Consider the following 13,785-nt stretch of genomic DNA (forward strand, 5'->3'; position numbering starts at 1 on the left):
AATTGTTTGGTTAGAACCACCGTTAATTGTATATGTTACCACAGCGCCTGCAGTTCCGGTTATGTCAAACAATGCATCTTCGCCTTCACAAATACTTCCGTTACTCGATAATGTCGTAAACTCAGGCAAAGGATTTACTGTTACTGTAGCTGAATCTGACAACATTGAAGAACAAGTTGCAAAAGTAATATCACTTAATACAACATTTTGATCTGTTGTCGGACCTACTATTACTATCTGACCGTTTCCGCTACTATCTAAAGTTACTGTCTGATCAGAACCCCCATTAACCGTATAAGTCACCGTAGCTCCTGCCGTTCCGCTTAGATCAAATACAGCATCTTCGCCCTCACAAATAGAACCATTCACCGCGGATAAAGAGGTAACAACCGGAGATCCGGATAATATTAACTCAAAAGTCGTCGTACCGTAATCTCCTGTAGCATTTTCCTCTAATCGAACGTAAATCGTCTGGGGATTACTCGTATTGAGATAGGCATTGAAAGGTGTCGCTAAATCTATAGTTCCGTCATCCTCTAATCGAACGTAAATCGTCTGGGGATTACTCGTATTGAGATAGGCATTGAAAGGTGTCGCTAAATCTATAGTTCCGTCATCGGCTCCGGCCTGCGTCGTATGGTACGTTATCGTATAATCAGATGCAGGCGTATATGAGCCCAAAACAACCGCGTCTTGCTGCGTTAAATCAAATGACTCTACTCCGTCTCCGTCTAAATCACATAAATATAAATTATCAGGCTGTGTTGCGGTAACACAAGTACTTAAATTAATTGTAAAATATTCGTCTGCATTAGCACAACTTGGATTTCCTGCATTTTCAACTCTGACATAAATCTCAGTTGAAGCAGCCGTTGGCATAAAAGCACCCGGATTTTGAATATAGTTAGAGGTACCCCCCCAACATTCAAAGACATCCAGATAAAAATAAACGACATAATTCGATGGATCATTCGGAGCCACGATTGCAGAAATCTGAGAATTCAAATCAAAAGGACCACACCCCGACATATCGCTTGGTGTATTTAAAACCGGAGGTGACGAGAAAACAACATCTACACTATCTGTAGCTACATCGGAACATCCCGGACGAACTACTTCAACACTCCAAGTTCCTGATTGACAAACCTGTAACGTATTTGTACTTGTTGATTGGTAAAATACCGTATCTAAATACCAAGAATACGTTGGTGTACCTGCTTGTGTAGGAGCTTGGTTAAACTCTGCCGTTAAGGTATAACAACTAACATTAGTTGTACAAAAATATTGATCAGCTCCTAAATCAACACCACATACGATATCACAATCAGTAGATCCTGCTCCGGATTGTCCTTGATTTGTTTGATTTAATTCTATATACCCTGAATTATTAGAATAATTAGTTACTAATAAAACATAATATTCTCCCGCTATTCCGTTAGGAATTGAAATTGTTTCAGTTGCAGAAGCAGAATAACTACAGTCAACAATATTATCTTCTGTTGCTCCCGGACTATAATCGTACAAATCGACACAATTAGGTCCTGTAAAAGGCCCCCAAAGAATAAAATCAACATCTTGATTATTGTAATTAGGCGCATTATTCCCTTGATTTAAAGTAAACTCCAAATTTCCGGATTCCGATATTTGGAAATAAAACCAAGCCGGATTAGGTGTAGTACCTAAACATCCTGGCCCTCCGAAAGAAGGAACTCCTGTTGTATTAGGAAAAGGGGCCACATTACCTGAACATATAGGATCCGCAGCATCACAAGTCGGAGACTGAGAATACCCTACAAAAGACAGTAATAAAACGAATTGAAAAAGTAATTTCTTTATCATTATCTAGCAATAATTAATTAAAAAAAGAAAAATACTTCCACTCAGAAGTTTCTGAGCAATTATTATTTCTCACAATCAATCTATATTTAAAACATTTTGACATTAACTCTAAATGTCTAATTTTTCTCTCTTCAGTACTTTTAAAGTCTTTATCTGTACTTTTAATAGTTACAACATCTCTCAAATCAGTTGCATCTAAACCATTAAAGCAATCTAAGATCGGAACGATCTCAATTTCAACTAAATCTTTTTTTAAATTCAATTTTGAAAAATCCCAGTTTAAAGAAACATATTCATCTTTTGGTGACATATTTTCTTTACTATTTAAAACCTCAAAAGAAAAATTAAATTTACATTTATTGGTTTTGGATTGAGAAAAGCCCGAATAAAGGCCAATTAAAAACAGAAGAATAAAAAATATTTTTTTCATTTTTTCATGGATATAGTTAGGTTCACAAATTTACAAATATTTAATATTAAAACACCTTTTTCTTAATAATTAACATTTTTTATCTATTATTTAGTTTTCAAAGTAAATGAAATATCCAAAAAAACTCATAAAAAACCATTTTTATTTTAGCTCCTATTATTTTTAAAGTTTTAGTTATCTTTGCGAATTAAAAAAAGCTTTATAAAACCATAAAAATGATTCAAAACGAGGATTTACAAGACGAAATTGGCAATAACCACATTGCTACAAGTGCTCAGACTCCTTTACGCGAAGATGCATTTGACCTTTCAGATGATCAAAAAATAGAATTAATCAAAAAAGACGTTGAGAATATTTTACATACCTTAGGAATGGATTTAACTGACGACAGTTTAAAAGGAACTCCTAACCGTGTTGCTAAAATGTTTGTCCGTGAAATATTCAGCGGATTAAACCCTAATAAAAAGCCTAGTTCATCGACTTTTGAAAACAAATACAAATACGGTGAAATGCTAGTTGAAAAAAACATCGTAGTTTACTCAACTTGTGAACACCATCTTTTACCCATTGTAGGCAGGGCTCATGTTGCTTATATTTCTAACGGAACAGTAGTGGGGCTATCAAAAATGAACCGTATTGTTGATTATTTTGCAAAGCGCCCCCAAGTACAAGAGCGACTAACCATACAAATTGTACAGGAATTGCAAAAAGTATTAAATACTGAAGATGTTGCTTGTGTTATTGATGCAAAGCACTTATGCGTTAACTCAAGAGGCATTCGCGATATAGAAAGTAGCACTGTCACAGCTGAATTCGGAGGGCAATTTAAGGACAAGAATGTAAGAAAAGAATTCTTAGACTACATCAAACTTGAAACTAAATTTCATTAATAGACAAAAACTCACATACACTTTTTAGATGAAACTTTATACATCCCAAACACTGAAAATTTATAATTCCCTTAGTGGAGAAAAAGAAATATTCAAACCTATCCATGAAGGAAGAGTTGGTATGTATGTATGTGGACCTACAGTCTACAGCAACGTTCATTTAGGAAATGTCAGAACTTTTATGAGTTTTGATGTCATTTTTCGTTATTTATTGCATTTAGGCTATAAAGTTCGATATGTAAGAAATATTACAGATGTCGGTCACATGGTTGATGATGTTGATGACGGAGAAGACAAGATTGCCAAGATGGCTCGCCTAGAAAAGGTTGAACCTATGGAAATCGTTCAACGCTACACCGTTGATTTTCATGAAATTCTTAGAGAATTCAACCTTTTACCTCCTAGTATAGAGCCAACTGCAACCGGACATCTTATTGAACAAATAGAAATCATCAAAGCCATTATTGATAATGGCTATGCTTATCTTTCTAACGGCTCTGTGTATTTTGACGTTGTTAAATTCAATAAAGATTACAAATACGGTATTTTAAGTGGTCGTAACTTAGAAGATATGATTGCCAACACCCGTGATTTGGACGGTCAAAGTGATAAAAAAAATCCTCAGGATTTTGCTCTTTGGAAAAAAGCCGAACCTGAGCACATCATGCGTTGGCCTTCTCCATGGAGTGATGGATTTCCCGGTTGGCACTTAGAATGTACAGCCATGAGTACTAAATATCTGGGAGAAACCTTCGACATTCACGGCGGAGGAATGGATTTAAAATTCCCACATCATGAGTGTGAAATCGCTCAGTCAGAGGCTTGCACCGGACACAACCCTGTAAATTACTGGATGCACGCTAACATGCTGACCCTTAACGGTAAAAAAATGTCTAAATCAACCGGAAATAATATCTTACCACAAGAAATATTTTCGGGAGATAATCCGAATCTAAGTAAAGGCTTCAGTTCTGGTGTTGCTCGTTTTTTTATGATGCAGGCACACTACAGAAGTATTTTAGATTTTTCTGACGAAGCCATTTTAGCCGCCGAAAAAGGATACAACCGATTAATGGAAAGTATCGAACTTATTGATAAACTTAAAGCTTCAGATAGTTCCAGTTTAAATATTGCAGAATGGACACAAAGTTGTTATGATGCCATGAATGATGATTTCAATACTCCTATTTTAATAGCCCAGTTATTTGAAGGAATCAGATTTGTTAATTTAGTTCATGACGAAAAGGAAACTTTAAACGCTACTGACATCGAAACTCTAAAAACAACTTTAGCTACCTTTGTTTTTGACGTTTTAGGGATTAAAGATGAAAAAAATACCAGCGCTAACTCTGACAAATTAGACGGAGTACTTAATATGCTTGTTGGTATGCGAAATCAAGCCAGAGCTGATAAAAACTGGCCTTTATCAGACCAGATAAGGGACAATCTGGCTCAATTAGGCATCCTATTAAAAGACGGAAAAGAAGGAACTACTTTTAATTATTAATTGCATTTAATTTCAATAAAAAAAGGATTGGTTTTTTACCAATCCTTTTTTCTTTTTAACAATTCTATAAAACTATAAATTAAAACAAAAAATCGTTTGTTATTTCTAACCAACGCCCAAAAAAATGAAATTTTAAAACTACAATACAAAAATAAGTACTCTTTTAATTATAAAAGCTGACATTAATCATGTTCTCTTTTATCTTTCAAATATTATTTAATAATTTTACTTCAGAAGACTGATTATGTGCTCAAAAAACAACAAAATAACCCTACGTTCAATACTCATTGCTCCATTCCTTTTTATAATCCGCTTCTATCAGGTGGCCATTTCTCCGTACACTCCTGCTACTTGCAGATACGAACCCACATGTTCACATTATACAGTAGAAGCATTAAAAAAACACGGACTATTTAAAGGGGGTTGGCTGGCTATCAAAAGAATCCTGAGTTGTCATCCTTGGGGAGGTAGTGGGTACGACCCGGTTCCTTGACAATATTACTCTTTAAATTTCAGATTTAAGTATTTTTTATTTCAATTTCTTTAACATTTTTACCAATTTTAATCCTTATTTTAGCCTAAAATAAATACTTATGCTTGCCTTAAATATGGTTTGGAATCCTTCTGAAGGAATAGATATCGGTTTTTTCACCCTGCGTTTTTATAGTTTAATGTTTGTTGTAGCCTTCGGATTAGGCTGGTACGTCATGAAAGCTATTTACCAAAGAGAAGGTGAATCTTTAGATAAACTGGATAATTTATTTGTATATACTGTTTTAGCCACTCTTATCGGTGCCAGATTAGGACATGTTTTTTTCTATGATTGGGATTATTTTAAAGACCATAAATTAGAGATCTTACTACCGATCAGAGAAACAGCTCAAGGTTGGGAATTTACAGGTTTTGCAGGCTTAGCAAGTCACGGTGCTGCTATTGCAATCATATTAGTAATGATTTATTACAGTAAGAAAGTAGTTAAAAAGCCGGTTCTATGGATTTTAGATCGTATTGTAATCCCTGTTTCCTTAGGTGGGATCTTTGTTCGTCTGGGAAATTTCTTTAATTCAGAGATCGTCGGTACTCCTACTACTTCTTCTTTCGGAATTAAATTCATCAGAGACTATTACAGTCCTAGATCAGCAGTAGAAAAGACAGGAATTACCAATGTTAATCAAGCCTATGATGCCATTGCAAACAATCCTCAATATGCCGAATTATTAAATGCTGTAACGCCTAAGCATCCGGCTCAACTATACGAAGCATTCGGATACATTTTTGTATTTGCCATTCTGTTCTATTTATATTGGAAAACAGATGCCAGAAACAAATTAGGTTATATTTTCGGTATCTTTTTGATCTTACTTTGGACCGTTCGCTTTTTAGTAGAATTCGTGAAAGAAAGCCAAGGAGGTTTCGAAAGTGCCTTAGGTGTTTTTTCAACCGGACAATGGCTAAGCATTCCTTTCATCATAGTAGGTTTCTACTTAGTATACAGAGCTAAAAAAACAGCTTAAAAGCAATAATAATCGTAAAAAAAGCCGAGTGAACTCGGCTTTTTTTACGGGGTCTTTTTAAGCCGTATACCTACTCCTAACATATTAGGTAAATAAGTTCCTTTAAATCCGTTTTGAACCACTATTCTATACTCTCCCTCAGATAACTTTATTTTCGAACTCACAGGGGTATATAAATCACAAATATCTCCTACACACTCGCCTAACTCTTTTCCATCATCATCTTTAAAACTAACCACTAATTCTTCTCCTAAAAGAATCTGTTCCTCTTTCGATAAATACACTTCAACAGGCACCTGTTCAAATTGAAAATCATAAATATGCGCCAGATGCAGTTCCAACTGATATTCGCCTTCTTGTTCTATCGCAAATTCAAATACTTTATCATCTGCCTGCTGCCAACGATTATTAGTCAAACTCTTATCCAATTCATCCACAACTATATTTTGATTACAGGCTATTAGCAACAACAATACTAAAACAGAAATTTTCCTCATAACAAATACATTTTAAAATGTTAATTTACAAAAAAAGTCCTGACAATGTCAGGACTTTTTTCTAAAGAAATATTTTTTATCTTTCTATTATTCTTCTTTTTTATTCAAAGCCATTCTTTCCGCCTCTTTAGCACTCATCGTATCGTTCATTACCGGTGTTGCCACAAATAAAGACGAATAGGTACCTACCAAAATACCTACTAAGATCGCAAATACGAAACCTTGAATTGTTTCTCCTCCGAAAACAAAGATTGCGATCAATACAACTAATGTTGTAGCAGATGTATTCACCGTTCTACTCAATGTAGAGTTCAACGCTTTGTTTACCAACCCTTTAAAGTCAGGTGATGAATTGTAATCTAAATACTCTCTTACACGGTCAAATACAATTACCGTATCGTTCAATGAATACCCGATAACCGTTAAGATAGCAGCGATGAACGCTTGATCAATTTCCATATTAAACGGTAAGATAGTATAGAAGAACGAGAATATACCTAATACAATGATAACATCATGCGCTACCGCTACAATTGCTCCTAAACCAAACTGCCATTTTCTGAACGAGATCATCAAATAAACAAATACAACTAATAGCGATCCTAATACTGCCCAGATAGAGTTTGTCTTAATATCTTTAGATATAGTACCGGAAACCTTAGAAGCCTGCATGATTCCAAATTCTTTACCTTCATAAGAATTAACAAAATTATCATACGTTAAATCAGCCGGTAAATATTTTTGAAGTCCACTGTATAATTTTTCATTTACATCTTTATCTACTCCTTCACCTTCTTCATTTACTTTATATTTTGTAGTAATCTTTAACTGATTTTTATTACCGAACACTTTCGCTTCAGCACTTCCGAAAATCTTAGTTAAGTCAGCTGCTACTTCAGGTGCAGAAACTTCTTTATCAAAACGAACCTGATAAGTTCTACCTCCTACAAAGTCAACACCTTGATTTAAACCTTTTGTGAACAATGAGATCAAACTCAAAACGATCAAAACACCTGAAATCATATAAGCGATCTTACGTTTTGATAAGAAGTCAAAGTTTAAGTTTTTAAACCAGTTTTTAGTAACTGAAGTTGCAAAAGTGATATTTTCGTTTCTTGACAAACTCCAATCCAATAATATTCTTGTAATAAAAATTGCTGTAAATACAGAAGTAATAATACCTATCAATAAAGTGGTAGCAAAACCTTTGATCGGACCTGTACCGAAAACTAATAAGATAATAGCGGTCAATGCTGTTGTAATATTAGCATCAACAATTGAAGACATTGCTCCTTTCCATGTAAATGAATAATTGATGGCTTCTTCAACCGTTTTACCGGAATCCAACTCTTCTTTTGCCCTTTCGTAGATAATTACGTTGGCATCTACTGCCATACCGATTGTTAATACGATACCCGCAATACCCGGCAATGTCAATACAGCACCAAAACTTGCTAAAGCACCAAAGATGAATAAGATATTCACTAATAAAGCTAAATTAGCATAGAAACCCGCTTTACCATAGTACACGATCATCCATAATAGCACTAAAGAGAAACCGATAATGAATGAAATCATACCGCTATTCACAGCTTCTTCTCCTAATGATGGTCCAACAACATCTGACTGTACAATTTCAGCAGCAGCCGGTAATTTACCTGCTCTTAAAATGTTAGCTAAATCCTTTGTTTCATTGATAGTAAAACTTCCTGAAATTTCAGACTGACCTCCGCTGATTGCACCTCTGCTTACACCGGGTGCCGAATAAACAATATTATCTAAAACAATAGCAATTGCATTTCCTTGTTGTGATACTTTACCGGTTAACTTTTCCCACTCACGTGCTCCAACACCATTCATTTGCATTGACACAGCAGGCTTCCCTAATTGATCAAAAGTATCTCTGGCATCTACAATTACACCACCACTAATAGGTGCTTTATTTTCTCTGTTTCCTTTTAAAGCGTATAATTCAACCGTTTCCGGTGATTTTTCATTGATTTTACCCCAAGCAAATCTTACATTCGATAATTCTGAAGGCAATAATGAACGAACATCACTTCGGTTTAAATAAGAACTAATTTTAGCCGTATCTTTAACATTGAACACTCCTACATACGGAGTTCCTTGTTGCCCCGGCATTAACATGCTGTCAAACAAAGGATTCACTTGTACTTTTGTTGAATCTACATTATCTGTAAGCAAAGAATCAAGTCCTTTAGCTGCTTCTTTAATTTCAGAAGTTTCTTCTTTAACTTCTGTTTTCTTAAGAAGTTCATTAGCTGCCATTAAGAAGTTCCCTACTTCTTCTACTTTATAAGTTTCCCAGAACTCTAATTGTGCCGTACTTTGTAAAAGTCTTTTAATACGATCTACATCTTTAGCTCCCGGTAATTCAACCAAAATTCTTCCTGAATTTCCTAATAACTGAATATTAGGCTGAGTTACACCGAATTTATCGATACGCTCTCTTAATACTTTGAAAGCTGATTCTACAGATTCCTGAACTTTTTGTTTAATAATTGGCTCAATCTGAGCATTAGTCATATCAAACTTGATTACGTCATCTAAATTTCTGTTTCCAAAAATTTCTGCATCTGCCAATTTGATATTTGCAGCATTTGCTTCTTTAAAGAAAGCATCTATATAATCCTGGTTTCCTTCCTGGTTCTTTTTTGCATCTGCTAAAGCTTTGTTGAAAGCAGGGTCTTTTGAACCGTTTGCCAAACCATTTAAAATATCTTTAACTGAGATTTGAAGGATCACGTTGATACCTCCTTCTAAGTCAAGACCTTTATTAATTTGGTTATTTCTTACTTCGTCAAAAGTATACCCTAAGAATACTTTTTCTTTAGCTACTGAGTCTAAGTAAGCTACCTCTTTCTGGAAATCTCCATTTGCATGTGCTTTCGCATCTTTTTCAATTCCGTTTGCCACAAAAGTGAATGACAATTGATAAAGACAAACCAAGGCAAATAATACTGCGAAAAATTTAATTAGTCCTTTATTCTGCATTACTACTAAATATTAATTACTCTATTTTTTTATAAAAAACGGACAAATATATAATTTACAACAGGATTAACCAATTTTATTACAAAATAAAATTCGTTTTTTTTCTAAATATGATTATTCTACTGTTTAAACCTATATAAGCCGAAAGTTGTTTATTTTTTTAACATTTGAAGTTCAAAAGTTTACAAGACTGAACGAAGGTCTTTATTCATATTCCGTACTGCTTCCACACTTTTTGCAAACTTATTTTTTTCTTCCTCATCTAACCTTACATCAACGATTTGCTCCACTCCGTTTTTTCCGATGATACAAGGCACTCCAATACAGACATCTTCAACACCATATTCTCCATCTAAATATACTGAACAAGGAATCATCCGTTTTTGATTGTTCAAAATACTATCCACTAAAAATGCTACTGCCGAACCCGGTCCATACCAAGCCGACGTACCTAATAATTTAGTCAAAGTAGCTCCGCCAACCATTGTTTTAGCAGCTACCTCCTGTAGTTCTTCATCAGATAGAAAAGTTGTAACAGGTAAACCATTATAAGTTGCTAAACGAGTTAAAGGAATCATTGTCGTATCTCCATGCCCTCCAATAACCATTGCCTGAATATCATTCATAGGTTCATTCATAGCCTGAGACAAATAATACCTAAAACGAGAACTATCTAAAGCCCCTCCCATACCTATTACTTTATTCTTAGGCAATCCGGTTGCTTTTAATGTCAGATAGGTCATAGTATCCATAGGGTTGGAAACCACAACGAATATTGCATTCGGTGAAAATTTAAGAACATTTGTTGCTACCAATTTTACGATTCCCGCATTGATCCCGATCAACTCTTCTCGGGTCATTCCCGGTTTTCTCGGTATACCGGATGTGATCACTACAACGTCACTATCAACTGTTCTTTCATAATCATTGGTACAACCACAAACCACAGAGGTAAACCCCGTAGTCGGAGCACTTTGCATGATATCTAACGCTTTACCTTCTGCTAAACCTTCTTCAATATCTAGCAATACGATTTCGCTTGCAATTTTTCTGTATGCCAAAACATTAGCACAAGTAGCACCTAAATGTCCTGCACCTACTACTGTTACTTTCATCCTGTTTAATTTATCAGTTGATTATATAGTTTAAACCTAAATTTGCATTCGCAAATTTGCCGAAAGAAAATGTTCCTTTAGCATAGAACTTATTAAAGAAATAATTCACAGAGAATTCCCCCACGTAGTTGAATTTAGTTTCTTCTAATTCCGGCAACAGATCATTAATTGCATTTGCAAAAATTGTAGGTTCTTCGGTTGTTCCGTTTACCTTGTAACTAAAATCACTTACATTTGCAATAAAACTTAACATTAATTCAAAATCTTTAATTTCTTTTGAAGCGGCAAGTTGCAGATGATAAGTATTTACAATTCCGGTGAACCGATTGATCCCCATATTACCATAACTCGTATTCACATCTAAGAAATCGAAACTAATATCTTCATTAGAATACATCATCATGGCTGCTAGGTTAATTTTTTTAGTTTCAAGTGATGGAAAATATTGACTGAAGTTGTGCTTTAATCCAAATCCGAAGACCTGATAATCGCCTTTTTTCAACTTAGTTCGTGTCGAATATTTCCCCATTACTTCAAAGCCATAAGGCAATACTACCCCCACCTGTAAGTAAGGATAAACGACTGTCTCCTGATTAATACCTTGCGGCGTTTTAAAACGGATCTGTTCACCGTCTAAATCTCCAACCAAATACACCTGATGATTATCCCCTAATGCGGTAGGTACAGTTGCACTTTCCGCTCCTTCAATCTGAAAAAACTGAAAATCACTGTTCGAAACTGTAAATGACCTATCTCTATTGGGAACAAAAAACACATTTCCATAAATCCCGGCTTCAACAGTCCATTTTTCACGTTTTTTAGCAGTACTCATCCATGCTGATGAAGCCTGATAAACCGCGCCGTCAGTTGCCGGTATTATATACTTTTCGGAATAGAAAAGGGCATCTGATAACAGATACCCTATTTCTTGTTCTAATGTTGTTTGCGCTTTTGCCATTGAAAAACAAAGCATAAACAAAACCGCTATACTACAATTCGTCTTACGCATCAATTTTTGCATAAGCTGCATTTTTCTCTATAAATTCTCTACGAGGCGGTACTTCATCTCCCATTAGCATAGAAAATATTCTATCTGCTTCAGAAAGGCTATCAATACTAACCTGTCTTAATGTTCTGAATTCCGGATTCATAGTTGTATCCCACAACTGCTCCGCATTCATCTCTCCAAGACCTTTGTAACGCTGGATAGAAGATCCGCTTCCCATTTGATTTGAAATCTGGTCACGTTGCTCATCATTCCAAGCATATTCCTTTTTATTTCCTTTTTTAACCATATATAAAGGCGGAGTAGCAATATAAACATGACCTTGTTCAATAAGGTCTTTCATGTAACGGAAGAAAAAGGTCAAAATCAACGTTGCGATGTGGCTACCATCCACATCGGCATCACACATGATGACTACTTTATGGTATCTTAATTTAGATAAATTCAATGCTTTACTATCCTCTTCTGTTCCGATAGTAACCCCCAATGCTGTAAAAATATTTCGAATCTCTTCATTCTCAAATACTTTATGCTGCATTGCTTTCTCTACATTCAGTATCTTACCTCTCAAAGGTAAAATAGCTTGAAAATTTCGATCACGACCTTGCTTAGCCGTTCCACCTGCCGAATCTCCCTCTACAAGGAAAATTTCGCATTTTTCAGGGTCTTGATTAGAGCAATCAGAAAGTTTACCGGGTAATCCACCGCCTCCCATTACGGTTTTACGCTGTACCATTTCACGTGCTTTTTTAGCAGCGTGACGCGCCTGAGCGGCTAAAATCACTTTTTGCACAATGATCTTAGCATCGTTCGGATTTTCTTCTAAATAATTCTCTAACATTTCCGCAACTGCCTGAGAAACCGGAGAAACTACCTCTCTGTTACCCAATTTAGTCTTGGTTTGCCCTTCAAACTGAGGCTCGGCTACTTTAACTGAAATGATCGCTGTTAATCCTTCACGGAAATCGTCTCCTGAAATCTCGAATTTTAATTTATCTAACAATCCGGAAGCATCGGCATATTTTTTCAAGGTACGTGTTAATCCCATACGGAACCCTTGAAGGTGCGTTCCTCCTTCATGAGTATTGATATTATTTACGTACGAAAATATATTTTCTGTATAACTATCATTATAGATCAATGCTACTTCAACAGGTATTTCGCCTCTATCATTCTCCATACTGATAACATGACCTATAATAGGCACTCTGTTTCCGTCCAGGAATTTTACAAATTCTTTCAGACCTTCTTTTGAATGAAAAGTTTCCGACTTAAAGTCTCCTTTTTCGTCTTTTTCTCTTTTATCTGTAAGTGTAATGGTAATTCCTTTATTCAAGAAAGAAAGTTCTCTTAAACGAGCGGCTAAGGTATCATACGAATACTCTAAAGTTTGTTGAAAAATCGTTCCATCCGGTTTGAAAGTTACAATAGTCCCTCTTTTTTCTGTGGTCCCGATTTGTTTTACAGGGTAGAGAGATTTTCCTCTTTCATATTCTTGTTCCCAAATTTTTCCTTCGCGGTAAACTGTAGCTTTTAAATGATCTGAAAGCGCATTCACACAAGAAACACCTACTCCGTGAAGACCACCTGATACTTTATACGAATCTTTATCAAATTTACCTCCGGCTCCGATTTTGGTCATTACTACTTCCAACGCTGATACGCCTTCTTTTTTATGGATATCCACCGGGATACCACGACCATTATCTTCAACTGTTATAGAATTGTCTTCATTAATGGCAACCAAAATAGTGTCACAATGTCCGGCTAAAGCCTCATCAATCGAGTTATCTACTACTTCATAAACTAAGTGATGTAAACCTCTAACGCCAGTATCCCCGATGTACATGGAAGGACGCATTCTTACGTGCTCCATCCCTTCTAATGCCTGAATACTATCAGCCGAATAATTGTTCTTCTTTACTTCTTCACTCATATCTAAATGCTTATATTCTCATTTCTATTAAACAGA

10 protein-coding genes and 1 pseudogene are annotated in these 13,785 nt (G+C 35.4%); 4 read left to right on the plus strand and 7 right to left on the minus strand.

What is annotated here, in order from left to right; all coding sequences use genetic code 11:
* Together NHF50_RS01575 and NHF50_RS01580 are read right to left on the minus strand one after the other, a co-directional pair.
* A pseudogene (locus NHF50_RS01575) lies at positions 1-1,839 on the minus strand (hypothetical protein); the annotation flags it as partial.
* 13 nt (positions 1,840-1,852) lie between these two features.
* Complete coding sequence (locus tag NHF50_RS01580; RefSeq protein ID WP_252774828.1) at positions 1,853-2,269, minus strand: hypothetical protein; 417 nt, start codon at positions 2,267-2,269, stop codon at positions 1,853-1,855.
* A 215-nt stretch (positions 2,270-2,484) separates the two neighbouring features.
* Here NHF50_RS01580 and folE point away from each other — a divergent pair, with 215 nt between their 5' ends.
* The 4 genes from folE (at position 2,485) to lgt (ending at position 6,180) form a co-directional block, all read left to right on the plus strand.
* The gene (gene folE / locus NHF50_RS01585; protein ID WP_109568023.1) at positions 2,485-3,159 is read left to right on the plus strand and encodes a GTP cyclohydrolase I FolE; all 675 of its coding nucleotides are present in this window, start codon (positions 2,485-2,487) and stop codon (positions 3,157-3,159) included.
* A gap of 28 nt (positions 3,160-3,187) precedes the next feature.
* Positions 3,188-4,666 carry a cysteine--tRNA ligase gene (gene cysS / locus NHF50_RS01590; protein ID WP_109568024.1) on the plus strand — a complete coding sequence of 493 codons (1,479 nt, stop codon included), beginning with the start codon at positions 3,188-3,190 and terminating at the stop codon, positions 4,664-4,666.
* Positions 4,667-4,910: 244 nt separating this feature from the next.
* Entirely contained in the window at positions 4,911-5,159 is a 249-nt protein-coding gene (gene yidD, locus NHF50_RS01595) for a membrane protein insertion efficiency factor YidD (RefSeq protein WP_109568025.1), read from the plus strand.
* 100 nt (positions 5,160-5,259) lie between these two features.
* Entirely contained in the window at positions 5,260-6,180 is a 921-nt protein-coding gene (gene lgt / locus NHF50_RS01600; RefSeq protein WP_245896484.1) for a prolipoprotein diacylglyceryl transferase, read from the plus strand.
* Between the two features lie 44 nt (positions 6,181-6,224).
* Here lgt and NHF50_RS01605 read toward each other — a convergent pair whose 3' ends face one another.
* From NHF50_RS01605 to gyrB, 5 genes are all read right to left on the minus strand, one after another.
* Positions 6,225-6,677 carry a gliding motility lipoprotein GldH gene (locus NHF50_RS01605; protein ID WP_252774829.1) on the minus strand — a complete coding sequence of 151 codons (453 nt, stop codon included), beginning with the start codon at positions 6,675-6,677 and terminating at the stop codon, positions 6,225-6,227.
* An 87-nt stretch (positions 6,678-6,764) separates the two neighbouring features.
* A complete protein-coding gene (gene secDF, locus NHF50_RS01610) occupies positions 6,765-9,692 on the minus strand; it encodes a protein translocase subunit SecDF (protein ID WP_109568027.1) in 2,928 nt (975 codons plus the stop codon).
* 182 nt (positions 9,693-9,874) lie between these two features.
* The gene (gene mdh / locus NHF50_RS01615) at positions 9,875-10,807 is read right to left on the minus strand and encodes a malate dehydrogenase (RefSeq protein WP_252774830.1); all 933 of its coding nucleotides are present in this window, start codon (positions 10,805-10,807) and stop codon (positions 9,875-9,877) included.
* A 13-nt stretch (positions 10,808-10,820) separates the two neighbouring features.
* Positions 10,821-11,816 carry a DUF6588 family protein gene (locus NHF50_RS01620; protein WP_252774831.1) on the minus strand — a complete coding sequence of 332 codons (996 nt, stop codon included), beginning with the start codon at positions 11,814-11,816 and terminating at the stop codon, positions 10,821-10,823.
* The gene (gene gyrB, locus NHF50_RS01625) at positions 11,809-13,749 is read right to left on the minus strand and encodes a DNA topoisomerase (ATP-hydrolyzing) subunit B (RefSeq protein WP_252774832.1); all 1,941 of its coding nucleotides are present in this window, start codon (positions 13,747-13,749) and stop codon (positions 11,809-11,811) included. The genes NHF50_RS01620 and gyrB overlap by 8 nt, the downstream gene beginning before the upstream one ends.
* Between the last annotated feature and the right edge of the window lie 36 nt (positions 13,750-13,785).

The sequence above is a fragment of the Flavobacterium sp. NRK F10 genome, from assembly GCF_024054235.1.
GTDB lineage: Bacteria > Bacteroidota > Bacteroidia > Flavobacteriales > Flavobacteriaceae > Flavobacterium > Flavobacterium sediminis.